Origin of the sequence: Cellulomonas sp. PhB143 (assembly GCF_003752595.1) — a bacterium.
In the GTDB taxonomy this organism is placed as follows: domain Bacteria; phylum Actinomycetota; class Actinomycetes; order Actinomycetales; family Cellulomonadaceae; genus Paraoerskovia.
This window is the reverse complement of the sequence record NZ_RKIJ01000003.1, coordinates 15,347-37,111: the sequence shown is the minus strand read 5'-3', so window position 1 is coordinate 37,111 and position 21,765 is coordinate 15,347. Positions and strand designations below refer to the sequence as shown.

General features: G+C 76.1%; 19 protein-coding genes and 1 riboswitch. Of the genes, 11 read left to right on the top strand and 8 right to left on the bottom strand.

Features of this window, described 5'->3' with window-relative positions; all coding sequences use genetic code 11:
- Positions 1–399 precede the first annotated feature (399 nt).
- Genes EDF32_RS00970 through cobA form a run of 5 tightly spaced genes read left to right on the top strand, consistent with a single transcriptional unit; the run spans position 400 to position 6,602 of the window.
- Positions 400–2,133, top strand: coding sequence for a nitrite/sulfite reductase (locus EDF32_RS00970; protein WP_123306676.1), 1,734 nt, complete (start codon positions 400–402; stop codon positions 2,131–2,133).
- A complete protein-coding gene (locus EDF32_RS00965) occupies positions 2,130–2,972 on the top strand; it encodes a phosphoadenylyl-sulfate reductase (protein ID WP_233565604.1) in 843 nt (280 codons plus the stop codon). Before EDF32_RS00970 ends, EDF32_RS00965 begins: the two co-directional genes overlap by 4 nt.
- Positions 2,969–3,916 (top strand): sulfate adenylyltransferase subunit CysD, encoded by a 948-nt coding sequence (gene cysD, locus EDF32_RS00960; RefSeq protein WP_123306675.1) that lies wholly within the window; start codon positions 2,969–2,971, stop codon positions 3,914–3,916. The genes EDF32_RS00965 and cysD overlap by 4 nt, the downstream gene beginning before the upstream one ends.
- Positions 3,917–5,287 (top strand): sulfate adenylyltransferase subunit 1, encoded by a 1,371-nt coding sequence (locus tag EDF32_RS00955; protein WP_123306674.1) that lies wholly within the window; start codon positions 3,917–3,919, stop codon positions 5,285–5,287.
- 16 nt (positions 5,288–5,303) lie between these two features.
- The gene (gene cobA, locus EDF32_RS00950; RefSeq protein ID WP_123306673.1) at positions 5,304–6,602 is read left to right on the top strand and encodes a uroporphyrinogen-III C-methyltransferase; all 1,299 of its coding nucleotides are present in this window, start codon (positions 5,304–5,306) and stop codon (positions 6,600–6,602) included.
- Between the two features lie 61 nt (positions 6,603–6,663).
- Here the strand turns inward: cobA and EDF32_RS00945 are convergent, their stop codons facing one another.
- From EDF32_RS00945 to EDF32_RS00935, 3 genes are all read right to left on the bottom strand, one after another.
- Entirely contained in the window at positions 6,664–7,176 is a 513-nt protein-coding gene (locus EDF32_RS00945; protein WP_199734778.1) for an aromatic ring-opening dioxygenase LigA, read from the bottom strand.
- A gap of 157 nt (positions 7,177–7,333) precedes the next feature.
- Positions 7,334–8,053, bottom strand: a complete 720-nt coding sequence (locus tag EDF32_RS00940; protein ID WP_123306672.1) for a response regulator transcription factor — start codon at positions 8,051–8,053, stop codon at positions 7,334–7,336.
- Positions 8,050–9,417, bottom strand: coding sequence for an ATP-binding protein (locus EDF32_RS00935; protein WP_123306671.1), 1,368 nt, complete (start codon positions 9,415–9,417; stop codon positions 8,050–8,052). Before EDF32_RS00935 ends, EDF32_RS00940 begins: the two co-directional genes overlap by 4 nt.
- Before the next feature lie 136 nt (positions 9,418–9,553).
- Between EDF32_RS00935 and EDF32_RS00930 the strand changes: the two genes are divergently transcribed.
- Positions 9,554–11,185 carry a PspC domain-containing protein gene (locus tag EDF32_RS00930; RefSeq protein WP_123306670.1) on the top strand — a complete coding sequence of 544 codons (1,632 nt, stop codon included), beginning with the start codon at positions 9,554–9,556 and terminating at the stop codon, positions 11,183–11,185.
- A complete protein-coding gene (locus tag EDF32_RS14510; RefSeq protein WP_158614036.1) occupies positions 11,182–11,598 on the top strand; it encodes a hypothetical protein in 417 nt (138 codons plus the stop codon). The genes EDF32_RS00930 and EDF32_RS14510 overlap by 4 nt, the downstream gene beginning before the upstream one ends.
- A gap of 130 nt (positions 11,599–11,728) precedes the next feature.
- On the opposite strand, the gene EDF32_RS15030 is transcribed toward EDF32_RS14510, so the two are convergent.
- Positions 11,729–12,505: a hypothetical protein gene (locus tag EDF32_RS15030; protein ID WP_370449878.1), complete on the bottom strand. Its 777-nt coding sequence runs from the start codon at positions 12,503–12,505 to the stop codon at positions 11,729–11,731.
- Positions 12,506–12,695: 190 nt separating this feature from the next.
- On the bottom strand, positions 12,696–13,832 hold the full coding sequence (locus tag EDF32_RS00920; protein ID WP_158614035.1) for a glycosyltransferase family 4 protein: 1,137 nt from the start codon (positions 13,830–13,832) through the stop codon (positions 12,696–12,698).
- 190 nt (positions 13,833–14,022) lie between these two features.
- Between EDF32_RS00920 and EDF32_RS00915 the strand changes: the two genes are divergently transcribed.
- Positions 14,023–15,705 (top strand): glycoside hydrolase family 6 protein, encoded by a 1,683-nt coding sequence (locus tag EDF32_RS00915; protein WP_123306668.1) that lies wholly within the window; start codon positions 14,023–14,025, stop codon positions 15,703–15,705.
- A 7-nt stretch (positions 15,706–15,712) separates the two neighbouring features.
- Here the strand turns inward: EDF32_RS00915 and guaA are convergent, their stop codons facing one another.
- Together guaA and thiE are read right to left on the bottom strand one after the other, a co-directional pair.
- Positions 15,713–17,314 (bottom strand): glutamine-hydrolyzing GMP synthase, encoded by a 1,602-nt coding sequence (gene guaA / locus EDF32_RS00910; protein ID WP_305037910.1) that lies wholly within the window; start codon positions 17,312–17,314, stop codon positions 15,713–15,715.
- Positions 17,315–17,365: 51 nt separating this feature from the next.
- Complete coding sequence (thiE, locus tag EDF32_RS00905; RefSeq protein ID WP_123306667.1) at positions 17,366–18,022, bottom strand: thiamine phosphate synthase; 657 nt, start codon at positions 18,020–18,022, stop codon at positions 17,366–17,368.
- 59 nt (positions 18,023–18,081) lie between these two features.
- A riboswitch (TPP riboswitch) is annotated at positions 18,082–18,184 on the top strand.
- Between thiE and thiO the strand changes: the two genes are divergently transcribed.
- The 3 genes from thiO (at position 18,174) to EDF32_RS00890 (ending at position 20,444) form a co-directional block, all read left to right on the top strand.
- On the top strand, positions 18,174–19,406 hold the full coding sequence (gene thiO / locus EDF32_RS00900; RefSeq protein WP_123306666.1) for a glycine oxidase ThiO: 1,233 nt from the start codon (positions 18,174–18,176) through the stop codon (positions 19,404–19,406). Its footprint overlaps the riboswitch before it by 11 nt.
- Complete coding sequence (thiS, locus tag EDF32_RS00895) at positions 19,403–19,642, top strand: sulfur carrier protein ThiS (protein WP_123306665.1); 240 nt, start codon at positions 19,403–19,405, stop codon at positions 19,640–19,642. Before thiO ends, thiS begins: the two co-directional genes overlap by 4 nt.
- A gap of 52 nt (positions 19,643–19,694) precedes the next feature.
- Positions 19,695–20,444, top strand: a complete 750-nt coding sequence (locus EDF32_RS00890; RefSeq protein WP_123306713.1) for a thiazole synthase — start codon at positions 19,695–19,697, stop codon at positions 20,442–20,444.
- 20 nt (positions 20,445–20,464) lie between these two features.
- Here EDF32_RS00890 and EDF32_RS00885 read toward each other — a convergent pair whose 3' ends face one another.
- A complete protein-coding gene (locus EDF32_RS00885; protein WP_123306664.1) occupies positions 20,465–21,763 on the bottom strand; it encodes a ThiF family adenylyltransferase in 1,299 nt (432 codons plus the stop codon).
- Positions 21,764–21,765 lie beyond the last annotated feature (2 nt).

Here is a 21,765-nt window from a genome sequence, read left to right as displayed (position 1 = left end):
ACACCGGCGTCAGCACCTCCGGCCGCCCCGGGCGGGCACCGCGTGGCGTGAGATCGCGCACGTCCCGGCGCCGGGCACCCCCGGGTGCCCACGCACCGGACGGCTGTCCCAGGATCCGGACGGGGTCTTCCGGCCCGCGAGACGTGCCTGTACCGTTCTGGCATGCCCACGGCTCGGACGACCGGAACCGCGCTGCGTACCGTGCCCCGCACGGCGCCGCGCGAGATGCCGACGTGTCCGGACAACAGCTGTCGCTGTTGTTGACTCGCGCCTGACCTCTCCGCGGCCCCCCGGGGCCGCACCGACGAGCGGGCGCGCGACGCCGGCCGCCCGTCCCCCGTGGACCGCGAGAACGCTGCCCGCCGACGCGCGCCCTTGAGACCCACCTCGAGGAGCCCGATGACGCCGCCACCCGACGCCACGCCCGGCACGACCACCACCGCACCCGCACGCCCCGCCCGGCCCCCGCGCGCCGCGCGGCCGAACGGCCAGTGGAAGGTCGACGGCACCGCGCCGCTCAACCACAACGAGGAGTTCAAGCAGGAGGCCGCGCCGCTGGGCGTGCGCGAACGCATCGAGTCGGTCTACGCCCGCGAGGGCTTCGACTCCATCGCCGACGACGACCTGCACGGCCGGTTCCGCTGGTGGGGCCTGTACACCCAGCGCAAGCCCGGGATCGACGGCGGCCGCACCGCCACCCTCGAGCCGCACGAGCTCGAGGACCGCTACTTCATGCTGCGGGTGCGCACCGACGGCCAGGCGCTCGACCCGGCGGCGCTGCGGGTGCTCGGTGGCATCTCCGAGGACTTCGGGCGCGGCTCGGCCGACATCACCGACCGCCAGAACATCCAGTACCACTGGATCGAGATCGAGGACGTGCCGGAGATCTGGCGCCGGCTCGAGACCGTCGGCCTCGAGACCACGACCGCGTGCGGCGACTCCCCCCGCGGGTTCCTCGGCAGCCCGGTCGCGGGAGTCGCCGCCGACGAGATCATCGACCCCACCCCGGTGATCGCCGAGATCAAGCGCCGCTACATCGGCGACCCCGACCTGGCGAACCTGCCGCGCAAGTTCAAGACGGCCATCACGGGCCACCCCAGCCTGGACGTGGTCCACGAGATCAACGACATCTCGCTGGTCGGCGTCGTGCACCCCGAGCTCGGCCCGGGCTACGACCTGTGGGTCGGCGGGGCGCTGTCCACGACGCCGCGGCTCGGGGAGCGCCTCGGCGCGTTCGTCTCCGAGGAGCGCGCGGCCGACGTCTGGCACGGCGTGATCCGGATCTTCCGCGACTACGGGTACCGGCGCCTGCGCAACAAGGCGCGCCTGAAGTTCCTCCTCGCCGACTGGGGCACCGAGAGGTTCCGCGAGGTGCTCGAGCAGGAGTACCTCGGGTACGCCCTGCCCGACGGCCCACCGCCGGCGCCCGCGACCCGCCCCGGGGACCACGTGGGCGTCCACGAGCAGAAGGACGGCCGCTGCTACGTCGGCGCGGCGCCCGTCGTCGGGCGCGTGGGCGGCGGCACGCTCACCGGGCTGGCGGAGCTGGTCGAGCGGGTCGGCGCGGAGTCCGCACGGCTGACCGCGCACCAGAAGGTCGTGATCCTCGGCGTCCCGGCCGACCGGGTCGAGGAGCTGGTCGCGGGCCTCGAGCCCCTCGGCCTGACCGCGCGGCCGAGCCTCTTCCGCCGCTCGACGATCGCGTGCACGGGCATCGAGTTCTGCAAGCTGGCGATCGTCGACACGAAGGACACCGCGGCGCGCGTCATCACCGAGCTCGAGGAGCGCGTCGGGGACGTCACGCAGCGCATCGACCGCCCGATCGCGCTCAACGTCAACGGCTGCCCCAACTCCTGCGCCCGCATCCAGACCGCGGACATCGGGCTCAAGGGCCAGATCATCACGGTCGACGGCGAGCAGGTCCCGGGCTTCCAGGTCCACCTCGGCGGCGGTCTCGTCGGCGAGGGGCGCGAGGAGGGCGGCCTGGGCCGCACCGTGCGCGGGCTCAAGGTCCCGGCCAGCGAGGTCACCGACTACGTGGAGCGCCTCGTGCGCGCCTACGACGCACAGCACGAGCCGGACGAGACCTTCGCCCGCTGGGCGCACCGGGCCGACGAGGAGGCGCTGCAGTGAGCGCGGACCTGAGCCCCGGCACCGGCCCGCTGGCGGCGCTGCGGGCTGCGGCCCAGGCCAGGGCGGCCGAGCGCGAGGAGTCGCGCGCCGCCGACCAGCGGCGGCGCGCGGCGGCCCCGCCGCGGCGCGACGCGGCACAGCTGCGCGAGATCGTCGAGCGCGGCAGGGCCGAGCTGCACGGCTCGGGCCCGGGCGCGGACGACGAGGCGAGCGCCGAGCAGGTCGTGGCGTGGGCCGAGCGCGAGTTCGGCACCCGGGTCGCCGTCGCCTGCTCCATGGCCGACGCCGTGCTCCCCCACCTCGTGGCCCGGGCCGCACCCTGGGTGGACGTGCTGTTCCTGGACACCGGCTACCACTTCGCCGAGACCTACGGGACCCGCGACGCCGTCGCGCAGTCGCTCGACGTGACCGTCGTCGACGTGCTGCCCTCGGCGACCGTCGCGGAGCAGGACGCCGCGCACGGCAAGGACCTCTTCGCCCGCGACCCGGGGCTGTGCTGCCGGCTGCGCAAGGTCGAGCCGCTGCAGCGCACGCTCGCCGGCTACGAGGTGTGGGTCACCGGCGTGCGCCGGGACGAGGCGCCGACCCGCGCCCGCACGCCCCTGGTCACCTGGGACGAGAAGAACGGCCTGGTCAAGATCAACCCCCTCGCCGCGTGGTCCTTCGACGACGTCCTCGCGTACGCCACCACGCACCAGGTGACGCTCAACCCGCTCCTGAACGACGGCTACCCGTCGATCGGCTGCGCCCCCTGCACCAAGCGCGTCGCCCCCGGCGACGACCCCCGGTCCGGCCGCTGGGCCGGCCTCGACAAGACGGAATGCGGGCTCCACGTATGACGACCGACCTGAGCACAGCCCCGGCGACCGCGCCGGCCGACCAGACCCGGCACCGCCTCTCGCAGCTCGACGCGCTCGAGAGCGAGGCGATCCACATCTTCCGCGAGGTCGCGAGCGAGTTCGAGCGACCCGTGCTGCTGTTCAGCGGCGGCAAGGACTCCGTCGTGATGCTGCACCTCGCGACGAAGGCGTTCTGGCCGTCGCCGGTGCCCTTCCCGGTGCTGCACGTGGACACGGGGCACAACTTCCCCGAGGTCCTCGCCTTCCGCGACGCCACGGCGGACCGGCTGCGCCTGCGCCTGGAGGTCGCGAGCGTGCAGGACTACATCGACGACGGCCGGCTGCGCGAGCGCCCGGACGGCACCCGCAACCCGCTGCAGACGCAGCCGCTGCTCGACGCGATCAACGACCACCGGTTCGACGCCGTCTTCGGCGGGGGCCGGCGCGACGAGGAGAAGGCGCGCGCCAAGGAGCGCGTCTTCTCGCTGCGCGACGAGTTCGGCCAGTGGGACCCGCGCAACCAGCGGCCCGAGCTGTGGAACCTGTACAACGGTCGCCACCGCCCGGGCGAGCACGTGCGCGTCTTCCCGATCAGCAACTGGACCGAGCTCGACGTCTGGCAGTACATCGCCCGCGAGCGCATCGCGCTCCCGTCCCTGTACTACGCGAGCGAGCGCGAGGTCTTCGAGCGCGACGGGATGCTCCTCGCCGTCGGGCCGCACTCGCGCCCGCGCGACGGCGAGCGCCCGCACACGCGCCTCGTGCGCTACCGCACGGTCGGGGACATGTCCTGCACGGGGGCCGTCGAGTCCGCCGCGACGGACGTCCAGGCCGTGATCGCCGAGGTCGCCGCCACCCGCATCACCGAGCGGGGCGCGACCCGCGCCGACGACCGCATCTCCGAGGCCGCCATGGAAGACCGCAAGAAGGAGGGGTACTTCTAGATGAGCGCCCAGACCACGAGCCCCGCCGCGAGCACCACCGACGACGCCGTGCTCCCGAGCTCGGCGTCCACCCTGCTGCGCCTGGCGACCGCGGGCTCGGTCGACGACGGCAAGTCGACCCTCGTCGGCCGCCTGCTGTTCGACTCCAAGTCCGTCCTCGCCGACCAGATCGAGGCCGTCGAGCGGGTCTCGCGCGACCGCGGCCTGCAGACCGCGGACCTCGCGCTGCTCACGGACGGGCTGCGCTCGGAGCGCGAGCAGGGCATCACGATCGACGTCGCCTACCGGTACTTCGCCACGGCCCGCCGCTCGTTCATCCTCGCGGACTGCCCCGGCCACGTGCAGTACACCCGCAACACGGTCACCGGCGCGTCCACGGCCGACGCCCTGGTCCTGCTCATCGACGCCCGCAAGGGGCTGCTCGAGCAGACGCGCCGCCACCTGGCCGTCGCGAGCCTCCTGCGCGTGCCGCACATCGTCGTGGCCGTCAACAAGATCGACCTCGTCGACTACTCGCGCGAGCGCTACGAGGAGCTCGCGGCCGAGATCCGGGCGACCGCGGCGTCGCTCGGCGTCGCGGACGTGCACCCGCTGCCCGTCTCCGCGCTGGTGGGCGACAACGTCGTGGACCGCAGCACCCGCACGCCCTGGTACGACGGGCCGACGCTCCTCGAGCTCCTCGAGGGCCTGCCGACCGCCGACGACCCGGACGTCGAGTCCTTCCGGTTCCCGGTCCAGCTCGCCATCCGCCCGCAGGGCGCGGCGGTCTCGGACGAGTACCGCGACTACCGCGGCTACGCCGGGCAGGTCGCCTCCGGGGTCGTGCGGGTCGGCGACCGCGTCGTCGTGCTCCCGTCCGGGACCCGGACCACCGTGGCCGGCATCGACACGGCCGACGGGCCGCTGGACGAGGCCTTCGCCCCGCAGTCCGTGACCCTCCGGCTGGCCGACGACGTCGACGTCTCCCGCGGGGACCTGCTCGCCGCGGCCGACGACGCCCCCGAGGTCACGCAGGACGTCGAGGGCATGGTCGCGTGGCTCGGGGACGCGCCGCTGCGCCCGGGCGCGCGGTTGCTGCTCAAGCACACGACCCGCACGGTCAAGGCCGTGGTGCGCGACGTCGTCGGGCGCCTGGACCTCGACGCGGCCGAGCTGGTCCCGGCCGAGGCGCTGGCGCTCAACGACATCGGCCGTGTCCGCCTGCGGCTCGCGTCCCCCGTCGCGGCCGAGGAGTACGTGGTGGCGCGCCGCACCGGCGCGTTCCTGCTGATCGACGCCCACGACGGCGGCACGCTCGCGGCGGGGATGGTCGGCGACGCGCTCGCCGCCGTCCGGCGCCCGGCGTCCCGGCCCGCGCAGTACTCGATCTGACCGCGGCCGCCGACGGATGAGCACGACGGACCCGGGCGCGGGCGCCCTGTACCCGCTGGGGCTGCGCGTGCGGGGCCGGGCGGTGGTGGTCGTCGGGGGCGGACCGGTCGCCGCGCGCAGGGCCCGCGGGCTCCTCGAGGCCGGGGCCCTCGTCACGGTCGTCGCCCCGCAGGTCTGCCCGCAGATGGCGGACCTGCTCGCCGGGGTCGCGGACGCCGACCACCTGCCCCGCGCGTACGCCGGCGGCGACCTCGCGGACGCCTGGCTCGTGCACACCGCGACGGGGGACCCGGCCGTCGACGCGCGCGTGGCCGCCGACGCCGAGGCCGGGCGGACCTTCTGCGTCACGGCGGGCGACGCGGGCGCGGACGGCGGCGGGACGGCGTGGGTCCCGGCGGTGGCCCGGGTCGCGCTCGACGAGCCCTCCGGGCCGGCCGAGGTCGTGGTCGCGGTCAACGGCGGGCGCGACCCCGGCCGGGCGCGCCGCGTCCGCGACGCGGTCGCCGCGCAGCTCGCCTCGGGGGAGCTGCCCCTGCGCGCGGTGCGCCCCGTCGCACGGACCGGGCCCGGTCGCGTCGCGCTCGTCGGCGGCGGTCCCGGGGCGGACGGGCTCGTCACGGCCCGCGGCCGGGCGCTGATCGCCCGGGCCGACGTCGTCGTCGTCGACCGCCTCGCGCCCCGCGGACTGCTCGCCGACCTCGCCGACGACGTCCTCGTGGTGGACGTCGGCAAGCGGCCCGGGCACCACCCCGTCCCGCAGGAGGAGATCGACGCGACGCTCGTGCGGCACGCGCTGGCGGGCCGCGACGTCGTGCGGCTCAAGGGCGGCGACCCGTACGTGTTCGGCCGCGGCGGCGAGGAGCTCGCCGCCTGCCGGGCCCACGGGATCGAGGTCGAGGTCGTGCCCGGCGTGACCAGCGCGGTGTCCGTGCCCGCCGCGGCCGGCATCCCCGTCACCCACCGCGGGCTCTCCCGCGGGTTCACCGTCCTGACGGGGCACGAGGACGTCGGCCGCGTGCCGCCCGCGAGCGACCACACCGTCGTCCTGCTCATGGGCGTCTCGCGTCTGGCCGAGAGCGCGGACGCGCTCGTCGCGGCGGGACGGGCCCCCGAGACGCCGGTCGCGGTGGTCGAGGACGGCTACGGCCCGCGCCAGCGCACCACCGTCGGCACGCTCGCGACGATCGCCGCGGTGGCGTCCGGCGCCGGGGTGCGCGCGCCCGCGGTCGTGGTGGTGGGCGACGTCGTCCGCCTCTCCCCCGCCTGGCCCGGCACCCGCACCGGCACCCGCCGAGACGTCGAATTCCGCCCCTGATCCGGCGGGATCAGGGGCGGAGTTCGACGTCTCGGCGGGCGGGCCGCCGGCGGACGGGACGTCAGGCCGCGAGGAGCGGCTCCTGCGGGTGGCTGTCCCGCCCGGCCTGCGCGCCGGCCGCCGATCCGGTGCCGCGGCGGCCCGTGACGACCGTCGTCACGCTGCCGAAGAAGACGGCCAGGGCACCGAGCCCGACGACGAGGGCCGCGACACCGTAGGCCACGACCGAGGTGAACAGCGAGGCCCGCAGGAACGAGGCGTTCATCGCGGTGACCCGCAGCGGGTCGTCCTGCTCGAGCTGCGCGTAGGTCTTGCCACCGGTCGCCTCGAGCGCGTGGTGGTCGATGATCTGGGCCTGCGCGTACGCGGAGAACGGGCCGTCGACGTCGTCGCCCGGCAGCATCGTCGAGTCCTCCGAGACGGTGATCTCCTGCGCCGAGAGCTGGCTGGAGACGGTGGCCCAGGTGACGGCCCCGGCGACGATCATGACGACGCCCGCCACGATCGCGACGATGCCCGACCAGCGGACCAGCGTCCGGTGGCTGGTGTTCGTGGTGCTGCCGGTGGTGCTCATGTCGATCCCCTTGTGGTCGAGAGCCCCACGCCATTCGTGAAACTCTTCACAAGTAATGTAGGACTCCGCCCACGCCTACGCCAGGACGGCGCTCGTGAAATGTGTCACAAGTGTGACGACGGTGCGGAGGCGGCGCGCGCGAGCCCGGACCCGGCCGTCAGAGCAGGCGGCGCTGCGCCGCCCAGCGCGTGAGCTCGTGCCGCGAGGAGAGCTGCAGCTTGCGCAGGACCGAGGACACGTGCGTCTCCACCGTCTTGACCGAGATGAAGAGCTCGCTGCCCACCTCCTTGTATGCATAGCCCCGCGCGATCAGGCGCATGACCTCCTGCTCGCGGGCCGTCAGCCGGTCGAGCTCGTCGTCCGCGACGGCCACGTCCCCCGCCGCGGTGCCGAAAGCGTCCAGGACGAAGCCCGCCAGGCGCGGCGAGAACACCGCGTCCCCGGCCGCGACCTGCCCGACGGCGGCGGACAGTTCCGTCCCCGAGATCGCCTTGGTCACGTACCCCCGGGCGCCCGCCCGGATCACCGCGACGACGTCGTCCGACGCGTCCGAGACCGAGAGCGCGAGGAAGCGGGTGACCGGCGCGAGGTCCGCGCACCGGCGCAGCACCTCCGCGCCGCCCCCGCCGCCGCCGCCCGGCAGATGGACGTCCAGGAGCACGACCTGCGGTGCCAGCCGGCGGACCGCCTCCACCGCGCCGTCCACGTCGTCCGCCTCGCCCACCACCCGGACGCGGTCGTCGAGGCTCGCCCGCACGCCCGCCCGGAACAGGTGGTGGTCGTCGACGAGCACCACCGTCACCGCCGCGCCGGAGACGGTGTCGCCGCCGGTAGCCTCGGTGCCGCCCCTGCCATCGGTGCCGCCCGGTGCCGTCATCGCTCCTCCGTCCCGGCGCCGCGCGCGCCGTCCGCCGTCGTGGCGCCCTCCGGCGCCGCGCCACCCTGGCGCGGCACGCCGAGGCGCACCTCCGTGCCCCAGCCGGGCCGGCTGACCAGCTCCGCGCTGCCGCCCCGGCGGCGCACGCGCCCCACGACCGACTCGCGCACGCCGAACCGGTCCGCGGGGACCGTGTCCATGTCGAAGCCGTCGCCGCGGTCCCGCACGAACGCCTCCACCCTCTCGTCGCGCACCTCCAGGTACACCGAGACCGGCGGCGCCCCGTGCGAGACCGCGTTGACGAGCGACTCGCGCACCGCCTGCAGCAGCGCCGTCGTCTGCACCGTCGGGACGCAGTCGCCCACGACGACGACGTCGACGGCCACCGGCTCGAGACCGCCGCCGGGCCGCGGGATGCGGGCGTCCTCGATCTCGCCGACGAGCTCGCGCAGCTCGGCCGCCAGCGACGTACCAGCCACGGGCCGGTCGCTGTACAACCACTCCCGCAGCTCGCGCTCCTGGGCGCGCGCCAGCCGGGAGACCGCCTCCGCGTCGTCGGCCCGCGTCCGGATCAGCGCGAGGGTCTGCAGCACCGAGTCGTGCAGGTGCGCCGCGATGTCGGCACGCTCCGACTCGCGCGCCCGCGCGGCGCGCTCGTCGCCGAGCTCGCGCACGAGGCGCAGCCACCAGGGCGCGAGGACGACGGCGGCGCCGGCGAGCATGGCGAGGGCGGCCACGGCCGCGCGCAGCATCGTGCCGAACGAACCCGCCTGCGTCGCGAGCAGGAGGACGCCGACGACGACGAGCACGAGCCCGCCGACGATCCGCAGCAGCGCCGTCGAGGTCCGACCGCCCGCCCGGGAGAGCCAGCGCCCGCGCTGCGCTGCATCGAGCTGGCTCCACGCGAGCGCCGTGCCCGCCAGCACGATCAGCGCCGGCGCCACCCATCCCACCCGGAGCTCGAGCCCGGCGCGCACCGCGAGCAGGAGCGCCGCGACGCCGAGCAGCAGCGTGCCCAGCACCAGGTCGCGCACGGGCACGGGCGACTCGCCGGAGCGCAGCCGGGGCGCGACGCGCCCGAGCGCCGCCGGCCGCGCCGCGGCGGCCGCCGCGCGCGGGTCGCCCGTCGGCACCGTCACCCACCAGAACACGTAGACCAGCGCGCCCGCCCCGCCGGCCAGCACCGTCAGCGCGGCGACGACGCGCACCCACCGCACGGGCAGGTCGAGGTGCAGCGCGAGGCCCGCGCAGACGCCGCCGGCCCAGCGGTGCTGCTCCGGGCGGCGCAGCGGGAGCCGCCCCGGGTCCGCGGACGGCGCGCCGGACGGCGCGCCGGGAGCCGCGTCGGGCAAGGGGTCGTCCATGCCCTGATCGTCACACGAAACCCGCGCCCCGGGCTGCTCCCGGGGAGGAGACCAGGGTCCGGCGGCTCAGGATCCAGGGTCGGGTCAGGGGGAACCCCGATGGTCGCGGGCCCGCCCCGGCGACCACGATGGAACCATGGAGAACGAACGAGACACCGACGCACCACCTCCGCCCTCCGACGCACCGGGCGGCACACCCCCCACCGGGCCCGCCGGCTCCCCGCCGGCCCGACCGCTGGACGGCTTCTTCGCCTCCGTGCGGCGCCTCGGCATCGCGCGCTCGGACGACCGCTGGATGGGCGGCGTCGCCGCCGGGGTCGCCCACCGGTTCGGGATCGACCCGCTCGTCGTGCGCGGCATCCTCGTCCTGACGCTCTTCTTCTCCGGCGCCGGGCTCGTGCTCTACGGCATCGCCTGGGCCCTGCTGCCCGAGGAGGACGACGGCCGCATCCACCTCGAGCAGACGATCCGCGGGGACGTCGACATCGCGGTCGTCGGTGCGGTGGCCGCGCTCGTCGCGGGGTTCAGCTGGGGTGGGACGTGGTGGTCGCTCGCCGACCACGTCGGCCTCGGCTGGCTGAACGGCATCTTCTGGGTCGCCGCGGTCGCGGGCATCGTCTGGCTCGTCGTGATGGCCTCGCGCTCCTCCTCGCAGCACCGCCGATCGGCCCCGCCGGTCCCGCCGGTCCCGCCGTACGGGACCACGGACGCCGCCGGGCAGCGCCCCGACGACGAGCACGTCTCGTGGGCGTGGGCCACGCCGAGCCCCGCCGCGACGTCGGCCGGCCCGGACGCGGCCACGCCCCCCGCGACCACACCCCCCGGGTCCACGCCGACCGCGACCGCGCAGGCGCAGGCCGAGCGCGACGCCGAGCGGGCACGGGCCGCGGAGGCCAGGGCCGCCGAGCGCGCCCGCACCGCACGGCTGCGCGACGAGCGCCGGGCGGCTGCACGACGAGCGGCGCAGGAGCGGGCCGAGGCAGCACGCGCCCGGGCGGCCGGCAGCGTCACCGTCACCGCGGTGCTCGGTCTGATCCTCCTGACCGGCGCAGCGCTCACCTGGTGGTCGTGGCGCGACGGCGGGGAGCACGACGTCGCCCTCGCGTGGGTCGGGGCCGGGCTCCTGATCGTGGGCGCCGCGACCGTCGTGACGGGGCTGCGCGGGCGGCGCGCAGGGGGCCTGCACGGGATCGCATGGATCCTCGTCGGCGTCGGGATCGTCGCGGGCATCTGGAGCGCCGACGACCTCTACGACCCCACCGACGGCGTGCAGCGCGTCATCTCCTCCGACACCTACGTCCCGCACGACGTCGCCTCGGCCGAGCAGGGGTACGCGTTCGGCGTCGGCGACGCACGGGTCGACCTCACCCGGCTCGACCTGCCGCCGGCCACGGGCAGCACCGCCGACACCGGCGGCACAGCGGACGGCACAGCGGACCGCACCGCGGACGGCACCGCGGACGGCACCGCGGACGGCGCGGCGGACGGCGGCGCCTCGGCCGCGGCGGACCCCGTCCGGGTCCCGGTCCGCTTCACGGCCGGCGACGTGACCGTCGTCGTCCCGCAGGACGCCGCCGTGACGGCGGACGTCACGCTCTGGGCGGGCGACGTGCGCTGGACCGGCGACGGGACGAGCGTCGACCGCTCGCTCGTGGGCGGCGCAGCCACCGAGCTCAGCAGCGCCGAGGTCGACGCAGGCGCGACACCGCAGATCATCCTGGACGTCGCCGGCCGGGCCGGGACCGTACGCATCGTGGAGGCATCATGAGCACCGACAGGCCGCAGCCCTCCGGGCAGGACGACGACGCGACCCTCCCCCTGGCCGGGTCGGTCCCCGAGACCGAGCCGCTCGCCGGGGCGACGCCCGACGGTGCCGCCGGCGCGCCCGCCTCCGGCCCCTGGACCGAGCCTGCTCCCGCACCGGCCGCGGACGCCACCCGGGCGGACGGGCCCGCTCCCCGGGAGCACACCGAGCGCCGGGCGATCTCGGTCGCGACCGTCGTCTGGGGCCTGGTGCTCGCGCTGGTCGGCGCCATGGTCCTCGCGCTCGCGGGCGGCGCGGACGTCGACCTGGACCTCGCGGTCATCGTGGTGCTGGCCGCCGGCGGGCTCGCCCTCCTGGTCGGCTCCGTCGTCGCCGGGGTGCGCCGCTCGGGGCGGCAGGGCCGCGCCGGCCGCTGACCGCCACCTGACCGCCGCACCCTCGGGCGGACGGCACCGGGACGCACCGAGGGCGGTGGGGCACCTGCCCCACCGCCCTCGGTGCGTCGTCGCTGCGGTCCGACCGGTCCCTTCCGGTCGGCGATCGCCCTCAGGGGCGGGGACGGTCCTCGTCGGTCGGCTCCGGCCCGGGAGAGGCCGGGGCCTGGTCGGCCGCCGCCGGCGGGACGACAGGCTCCTCCCCGGGAGCCGCACCGGGCGCCGCGTGCGCAGGACGGCGGACGGGTGCCTCGGGAGCCGCGTCCGCGGGCTCGTTCGAGGTCTGACCCTCGGCCGGCGCGGCCGAGGCGGCCGGAGCGGGGGCGGCCGGAGCTGGGGCCGCGGCGGCAGGAGCGGGCGCGACGGGTGCCGCGGCCGGCGCTGCCGCGGCGGGGGCGGCCGCCGCGGCAGCCCCGCGGGCGGACGAGTCGTCGCCGGCGCTCTCGATCGAGACGGACGGCCCGCCCGCCAGCCGCCGCAGCGCGACGCCCAGCAGGATGAACATGATGCCGAGGCCGAACACGAGGGCGCACACGCCGTACGCGACGACCGACGTGAAGAGCGACGCGCGCAGGAACGAGGCGGTCATCGCGGTCTCGCGCGTCGGGTCGTCCTGGTCGAGCTCGGCGTACGTCTTCCCGCCGGTGGCCTCGAGCGCGTGCTTGTCGATCACCTCGGCCTGGGCGTAGGCCGAGAACGGCCCGTTGACCTGGTCGCCCGCGAGGAAGTCCGCGTCGTCGGAGACGGTGATCTTCTGCTCGTCGAGCTGGGAGCTGACCGTGATCCAGGTGACCGCACCGGCGACGATGAGGATGATCCCGGCGATGATCGACAGGAGGCCGATGCCTCTGACGCCGCGGGTCGGTGAGACGGTGACGGTGTTCGACATGCTGGGCTCCTTCGTCGGCCAACTGCAACGGGTGATCGAGTCGTCGTACGCAGTCCCCCGCTCGGGGCGCTCGGCCTCTTCGAAGCAGCTCCGCGTCCCACCGGGCTGACGCTCGTCACGCTAGTCCACCGCACCTCGGGCGTCGCGCAGAAGCGGCTGAACGGACATCTAGGGCGTGTCCAGACAACGCTCAGCCTCGGGCCGATGCCTCCGCGTACGCCTCGGCGGCGCGCTGCGTCACCACGTCCCAGGTGAAGCGTGGCGCGTGGTCGCGGTTGTGCTCGAGCAGCCGCCCGAGCAGCGCGCGGTCCCGGACCAGGCGCACCATCGCGCCCGCCAGCTCGTCGTCGCTGGAGACCAGGAGCCCCTCGACCTCGTGGTCGACGAACTCCTCGACCCCCGTCCCGCGGCGGGCGACGACGGCGAGGCCCGCCGAGCGCGCCTCGAGCGCCGCGATGCCGAACGCCTCGAGGATCGCGGGCGAGCAGAAGACGTCCGCCGTGGCGTACGCCGCGGTGACCTCCTCGCGCGTGAGCCGCCCCGCCATCGTGACGCGGTCCCCGAGCCCGAGGCGCGCCACGCGCGAGCGCAGCAGCGCGTCCTCCGATCCCGCACCGATGATCGTCAGCCGCGCCGCGCCGTCGGGCAGCGCGCGCAGCGCCTGGGCGAACGCCTCCACCAGGTGCCGCCCGCGCTTGCGCGGCTCGAGGCGCATCGTCGTCACGAACCGCACCGGCGCGGCCGGGTCCGTCTCCCGGCGGGCCGCGACGGCGTGCCAGGCGGCGACGTCGATCGCGTCCGGCACGACGGGGACCTCGCCGGGGGCGAGGCCGAGCACCTTCTCCACGCGCCGCGCGGCGGCGTGGCTGACGGCCGTGGGCACCATCCGGGACGAGCGCCAGCCGAGCACCTTGCTGCCCGCGCGCAGGACGGGGATGCCGCCGTCGAGCATCGAGTGCCACGTGACCACGGTGGGGATCCCCGCCGCCCTGGCGGTCCTGGCGCCGTCGTAGGCGAAGGGCGCGACCAGACCGGCGTGCACGTGCACGACGTCGGGCCGCACGTCCCGCAGGACCGCGCGCATGAGCCGCGGTCCCGACCACGGGTTCACGGGGAGCCCGCCGGTGAAGCGGGAGCCGAGCCGGTGCACCCGCACGCCGCGCGTCTCCTCCACGGCTCCGCCGTGCTGGCCCTGCGCGCCGAAGGTCGCGGTCGTCACGTGCACCTCGTCGCCCGCGCGGGCCTGCGCGGCGGCGAGGTCGCCGACCTGCGACTCGATCCCGCCCGTCCGCGGCGCGAAGCAGTCGGTGACGTGGACGATGCGCATGGGTCGAGGGTATCCGCGCGGCCGGGCGCCCGACGCCGCCCCGGGGGCGGGACCGAGCGCACGGTGCCGACGTTGACCCGGGCGGGCCCGCCACCTACGGTGGGTACCGCTGTGACGTGCGTCTCTCGGGACTGTCGCAGCCGTCCGGGGCAACGGCGCCACGGACGACCACGAGCTTGGGAGCGCTTCCATGGCACGTACCCGCCGGTCCCGCCAGCACACTTCCCACCAGCCCACTTCCCACCAGCCCGGTGCCGCGGCGCGGCGCGCCCGCCCGCTGCTCGCCCTGGCGACGGCCGTCGCGCTCGCGCTCGGCGCCGGCCTCGCCGCGCTCCCCGCGCAGGCCGTCGACCCCTCCGGCCAGCGCCTCTGGGTCGACCCGCACAGCTCCACGTTCGAGGCCGCCGCGGCGCTCGAGGGCCGGGCGAAGCAGGAGGCGGTCCTGCTCGGCGGGCACGCCACCGCGACGTGGCTGACCGGGGACAAGGGCAAGGACACGCGCGCCGAGGCCGAGCGCGTCACGCGCGCCGCACAGGCCGACGGCTCGGTGCCCACGCTCGTCGTGTACGACCTGCCGTTCCGGGACTGCGCGCAGTACTCGGCGGGCGGCGCGAAGGACACGGCGGAGTACGAGTCGTTCGTCGACGAGGTCGCCGCCGGCATCGGGGACCGCGACGCGATCGTGATCCTCGAGCCGGACGGCCTCGGCATCATCCCCTGGTGGACGCCATATGACGGGACCGTCGCCTGGGAGCAGACTCCCGGATGGTGCCAGCCTGCCGAGCTCGACAGCGCCACCGCGGCCGACGACCGGTTCACCCAGCTCAGCTACGCCGTGGACCGGCTGACCGGCCTCGACGGGACCTCGGTCTACCTCGACGGCACCCACAGCAGCTGGCTCGGCGCCGGCGACGCCGCCGACCGCCTGGTGCGCGCCGGCGTGGAGAAGGCCGACGGGTTCTTCCTCAACGCCTCCAACTACGAGGCGACCGAGAACCTCACGGCCTACGCGGGGTGGGTCTCCGACTGCATCGCGCTCTCGACGCAGGGCCCGGACTGGTTCGTCCCCGCCTACTGCGCGAGCCAGTACAGCGGTCTCGACGGCTTCGATGCGGCCGACGTCTCGACCTGGGGCGCCGTCGACGACAAGTACACCGCCGACTTCGCCTCCCTGGGCCTGACGCGCGACCGGGAGCACCAGGCGCACGCCGTGCTCGACACCTCCCGCAACGGGCAGGGGCCCTGGACGGGCGCCCCGGCCGGCGGCTACACGCCGGGCGACGGGGACGCGAGCAACGACGACCCGGAGGTGTGGTGCAACCCGCCGGGGCGCGGGGTGGGCGAGACGCCCAGCACCACGACGCCCGACGCCGTGGTCGACGCCTACCTGTGGATCAAGGTGCCCGGCGAGTCCGACGGGCAGTGCTATCGCGGCACCGACGGCCCGCAGGACCCCGAGCGCGGCACGGTGGACCCGCCGGCCGGCGGATGGTTCCCGGAGATGGCGCACGAGCTCGTCACCGGCGCCCAGCCTGCCCTCGCCCGGCCGACCTGCGCGGTCGGCTACACCGTGCACGGAGCGTGGCCGCAGGGATTCACCACCCAGCTCTGGGTGCAGAACACCGGCACCTCCACCCTGCGCGGCTGGGACCTGCAGTGGTGGTTCGAGGGCGGGCAGAGGATCCAGAACTACTGGAGCAGCGACGTCGTCCAGGTCGGCAACCACATCACCGCGTCGAACCTGTCGTGGAACGCCACGCTCCGCCCCGGCGAGCGCACGACCTTCGGCTTCGTCGGCGCGTCGACCTCCGGCCCGGGCGCGGACGCCCTCTACACCCTGCTGGGCGGGAAGCCCTGCTCGGTGCTGGGCTGACGGCGGCTCACTCCCACTCGATGGTGCCCGGCGGCTTGCTCGTGACGTCGAGCACCACCCGGTTGACCTCGCTCACCTCGTTGGTGATGCGGGTCGAGATCACCGACAGGACGTCGTACGGCAGGCGCGTCCAGTCGGCGGTCATCGCGTCCTCGGACGAGACCGGCCGCAGCACGATCGGGTGCCCGTAGGTGCGGCCGTCGCCCTGCACGCCGACGGAGCGCACGTCGGCGAGCAGCACGACCGGGCACTGCCAGATCTCGCGGTCCAGCCCGGCCCGGGAGAGCTCCTCGCGCGCGATCGCGTCGGCGGCGCGCAGGATCTCGAGGCGCTCGCCGGTGACCTCGCCGACGATCCGGATGCCGAGCCCCGGCCCGGGGAACGGCTGGCGCCAGACGATCTCCTCGGGCACGCCCAGCTCGAGGCCGACGGCGCGGACCTCGTCCTTGAAGAGGGTGCGCAGCGGCTCGACGAGCGAGAACTGCAGGTCGTCGGGCAGCCCGCCCACGTTGTGGTGCGACTTGATGTTCGCGGCGCCCTCGCCCCCGCCGGACTCGACGACGTCGGGGTAGAGCGTGCCCTGGACCAGGAAGCGCACCTCGTCGCCGTGCTGCCCGGCGTCGGCCACGACGTCGCGGGCGGCGTCCTCGAACACGCGGATGAACTCGCGCCCGATGATCTTGCGCTTGGTCTCGGGGTCGCTCTGCCCCGCGAGGGCGGCCAGGAACCGCTCGCGCGCGTCGACGACCATGAGGCGCACGCCGGTCGCGGCCACGAAGTCGCGCTCGACCTGCTCCGCCTCCCCCGCGCGCAGCAGCCCGTGGTCGACGAACACGCAGGTCAGCTGGTCCCCGACGGCCTTCTGCACGAGGGCGGCGGCGACCGAGGAGTCCACGCCGCCGGACAGTCCGCAGATGACGCGCGCGTCGCCGACCTGCGCGCGGATCGCGGCGACCTGGTCGGCGACGACGTTGCTCGCCGTCCAGTCGGGCGCGAGGCCCGCGCCCTCGTAGAGGAAGTGCTCGAGCACCGCCTGGCCGTGCGCCGAGTGCTTGACCTCGGGGTGCCACTGCACCCCGTAGAGCCGCCGCGAGCCGTCCTCGAACGCCGCGACCGGGGAGCCCGACGACGTGGCGAGCACCTCGAAGCCCTCCGGCGCCTCGTGCACGGAGTCGCCGTGGCTCATCCACGTGGTCTGGTGCTCCGGGGTGCCGGCCAGCAGCACGCCCGCGGAGCAGACCTCGACCTCCGTGCCGCCGTACTCCCGCTGCCCGGTCTGGGCGACGGTCCCGCCGAGCGCCTTCGCCATCGCCTGGAACCCGTAGCAGATGCCCAGGACGGGGACGCCGGCGTCGAACAGGGCGGGGTCCACGAACGGCGCGCCCTGGGCGTAGACCGACGACGGGCCGCCCGACAGGATGATGGCGACCGGGTCCTTGGCGAGCATCTGCTCGACGGTCGCGGAGTGCGGCACGATCTCGGAGTACACGTTCGCCTCGCGCACGCGCCGGGCGATGAGCTGGGCGTACTGCGCACCGAAGTCGACGACGAGGACGGGCCTCGGGGTGGGCACGGGCAGGACGTCGTCGGTCGCGGGATCTGCGGGGATGGCGGTCACCGGGCCAGGATACCGGCGGCGCGCCGGGCGACAGTCACCGTCTCAGTCGCCCGGCAGCCGTTCTCGCAGCGCGCGCGCGGCCGCCTCCGGGTCCGTCGCCCGCGTGATCGCGCGGACGACGACGACCCGCGTCGCCCCGGCGTCGAGCACCTCCTCGAGGCGGTCGCCGTCGACGCCGCCGATGGCGAACCACGGGGTCCGCGGACGGGTCGCCGCGACCTCGCGCACCAGGTCGAGGCCGACGGCGGCACGGCCCGGCTTGGTGGGCGTCGCCCACAGCGGGCCCACGCAGAAGTAGTCGACGTCGGCGTCCGCCTCGGCCGCCGCGGCCTGCGCGGCGCAGTGCGTCGAGCGGCCGAGCAGCGCCCCCGGCCCGAGCAGCCGCCGCGACGCCACGACCGGGAGGTCGTCCTGGCCGGTGTGCAGGGCCGGGGCACCGACCAGCCGCGCGACGTCGGCGCGGTCGTTGACCGCCCACAGCGCCCCGTGCTCGCCGGCCACCGATGCCACGAGCTCCTGGAGCGCCAGCTCGCGCCGCACGTCGAGGGTCTTGTCCCGCAGCTGGACGACGTCGACCCCGCCGCGCAGCGCGGCGTGCAGGAACTCCTCGAGGTCGCCGCGCTCCTCGCGGGCGTCCGTGCACAGGTACAGCCGCGCGGCGGCCAGTCGGTCGGCGGTCCGGGCGGCGTCGTCGGTCATCGCGGCGAGTGTACCGACGCGCGGGCGCCCGGGCGCCGCGCGCGGCCCGGCGCGCTAGCCTGGCCGTGCACGGGAGCCCCGCCGGGGCTGAGAGGGCGAGATCCGCCGACCGTCGAACCTGATCCGGGTCATGCCGGCGAAGGGAGCACCCATGAACAGTGCCGCACCCGGCCCACCCACGGGCCCGCCCGACGTCCTCGTCGTCGGCGCCGGGATCATCGGCCTCGCCGTGGCGTGGCGCGCCACCCGCGCCGGCCTGACCGTCTCGGTCCTCGACGCGTCCCCCGGCGACGGCGCGACCTGGGCCGCCGCCGGAATGCTCGCCGCCGTCACCGAGGCCGAGTACGGCGAGGACCGCCTCGCCCGCATGAACGTCGACTCCGCGCGGCGGTGGCCGCGCTTCGCCCAGGAGCTCGAGGACGCCTCCGGGACCGACGTCGGGCTGCGCGCCACGGGCACGATGACGCTCGCCTACGACGCCGACGACCTCGCCGAGTCGCGCCGCCTCGCCCGGACGCAGCAGCGGTGGGGCATGGCGATCACCGAGCTCACCGCGGCGCAGGCGCGCCGCCGCTCGCCCCTCGTCGGCTCCGTCGCCGGGGCGTCCTGGGCCGCGGACGACCACCAGGTCGACCCCCGCGCCGCCCACCGCGCCCTGCGCCGGGCGGTGGTCGGCACGCCCGGGTGCGGCATCCTCCCCCGCCGGGTCGCGCGGCTGCTCGTCGGGACCGGCACGACCGACGACGGCGTCCGGGTCACCGGCGTCGTCGACGACCGGGGCGAGGAGCACCAGGCCGGGACCGTGGTGCTCGCGGCGGGCGAGCGGTCGTCGTCGCTGCTCGCGGGGCTGCCGGTCGACGCGCCGACCCGCCCGGTCAAGGGGCTCACGCTGCGCCTGGACGCGCCCGCGTGGTTCGACCTCGACCACGTGGTGCGCGGCCGCGTCCAGAGCAGGGCCGTGTACGTCGTGCCGCGCGCGCCCGGGACCGACCCGGGCACCGGGGCTCCGCGCCGCGAGGTGGTGATCGGCGCGTCGAGCGAGGAGAAGCCGGACGACCGCCGCGCCGAGGCCGGTGCCGTCTTCGCCCTGCTGCGCGACGCGCGGGCGCTGCTGCCCGCCGTCGACGAGCTCGCGCTCGTCGAGATCACCCCGCGGGCGAGGCCCGCGACACCGGACAACCTGCCGTTCGTCGGCGCGTCCGGCGTCCCGGGACTCGTGCTCGCGACCGGCCACCACCGCAACGGCGTGCTGCTCGCGCCGATCACGGGCGACGCCGTCGTGGCGACGCTCACGGGTGGCGCGCTCCCGGGCTCCGTCGCCGCCGTCGACCCCCGCCGCCTCACCGACCGCACACCGCGACCCACCCCTCGGAGGACCCGATGAGCACCCGCACCACCCGACCCGCGGCGACCGTCAACGGCGCCCCTTTCCCGCTCGACGGCGCGACGGACGTCGCGTCCGTCGTCGCCTCCCTCGTCCCCCCGGCCGCGCCCGACGACCGCCCGCGCGGCGTCGCGGTCGCGGTCAACGACGCCGTCGTCCCGCACGGCGAGTGGCGCACGACGCTGCTCGTCGACGGCGACCGGCTCGAGATCGTCACGGCGGTGCAGGGTGGCTGAGAGCACCGACCCCCTCGTCGTCGCCGGCACCGCGCTGGGGTCGCGCCTCGTCATGGGCACCGGCGGCGCGGCGAGCCTGCTGACCCTCGAGGAGGCCCTCGTCGCCTCGGGCACCGAGCTGACGACGGTCGCGCTGCGGCGGGTGGCCGCGCCCGGCGCGGGCGAGGACGCCGGCATGTGGGGCCTGCTGGAGCGGCTCGGCATCCGCGCGCTGCCCAACACCGCCGGCTGCTTCTCCGTGCGCGAGGCCGTGCTCACCGCACGGCTCGGCCGCGAGGCGTGCGGCACGGACTGGGTCAAGCTCGAGGTGATCGCCGACGACGTCTCGCTGCTGCCGGACGTCGCCGGGCTCGTCGAGGCGGCCGAGGTCCTGGTGCGCGACGGGTTCGTCGTCCTGCCGTACACGAACGACGACCCGGTCGTCGCGCGCCGGCTCGAGGACGTCGGGTGCGCCGCGGTGATGCCGCTCGGCGCGCCGATCGGCTCCGGCCTCGGGATCTGCAACCCCCGCAACATCGCGGCGATCACGACGGCCGCCGGCGTCCCCGTCATCCTCGACGCGGGGATCGGCACGGCGTCCGAGGCGGCGCAGGCCATGGAGCTCGGCTGCGACGGGGTCCTGCTCGCCACCGCCGTCACCCGCGCGGAGGACCCGGTGCGCATGGCCCGGGCGATGCGGCGCGCGGTCCAGGCGGGCCGTGACGCAGCCCTGGCGGGGCGGATCCCGCGGCGCGAGCGGGCGCTGGCGTCCTCGCCGGTCGGCGGGATGATCCGCGCGGGCAACCTCGACCTCGCACTCTGAGGGAACCGGTCGGCGGCCGGTCAGTAGGTGCGCTCGTGCGGGGCGACCTCGTCCACCCAGGCGAGGATGCCGCCGTCGACCGTGCGGGCGTCGACCCCTGCCTCGCGCGCGGCGTCGGCCACCCGCGCCGAGCGCGCGCCCGCCTTGCACAGCACGAGCACCGGTCGGTCGGTCGGCAGGTCCGCGAGCGCCGCGTGCGCGCCGGCGGACGTGCCGAGGAACGTGCCGCTGGGCACGAGCCGTGCGCCCGGGACCGCGACGATCTGCGCCTCCCACTCCTCGCGCACGTCGAGCAGCACCGGCCGCGCGTCGCCCGGGACCTCCCAGTCGCCGAGGCCTCCCTCGACGGCAGCGGCGAGCTCGCGCACCGACGCGGTCGAGGGGCTCGCTGCTGCGGCGGCACGGTCGGTGCCGCCGTCCCCCGCGCCGGGCAGCCCGCAGAACGCCGCGTAGGCGCCGGGGCCCTCGAGCAGCGCGGCGACCGGTGCGCGCGTGGGGTCGGGGCGGACGGCAAGCTCACGCCACGTGCCCTCGAGCGCGTCGTGCACCGCGAGGCGCCCGTGCAGCGAGCGGCCGACGCCGGTCACGAGCTTGACCGTCTCCGTCGCCATGGCGGCGCCGATGCTCGCGCACATCGTGCCGAACACCCCACCGGTCGCGCAGTCGGGCACCGTGCCCGGCGGCGGGGGCTGGGGGAAGACGTCGCGGTACGTCGGCCCCCGCCCCGTACGCGCAGCGGCGTCCGGGCCGACGTCGTCGGGCGCGAACCGCGGCGCGCCCCAGAACACGGAGACCTGGCCGCCGAACCGGTAGATCGAGCCCCACACGACCGGCAGGCCGAGCACCTCGGCGGCGTCCGAGACGAGATAGCGGGTCGCGAAGTTGTCGGCGCCGTCGAGCACCACGTCGTACCCGCGCAGGATCTCCAGGACGTTGCCGGCGTCGAGGCGGACGCGGTGCGCGACCACCCGCGTCGCGGGATCGAGCGCGGCGACCGCGTCGCGCGCGCTGTCGACCTTGGTGCGCCCGACGTCGGCGACCCCGTGCAGGACCTGGCGCTGGAGGTTCGAGACGTCGACGACGTCGTCGTCCACGACCCCGAGGGTCCCCACGCCCGCGGCGGCCAGGTAGAGCAGGGCGGGACTGCCGAGGCCGCCCGCGCCGACGACGAGCACGCGCGCCGCCGCGAGGCGGCGCTGACCCTCGGTGCCGATCCCGGGCAGCACGACGTGGCGCGCGTACCGCGCGAGCCGGTCGCCCGTGAGCTCCGGGCCCGGCTCGACGAGCGGGGCCAACCGCCGGACCCGCTGGTCGGCCACCG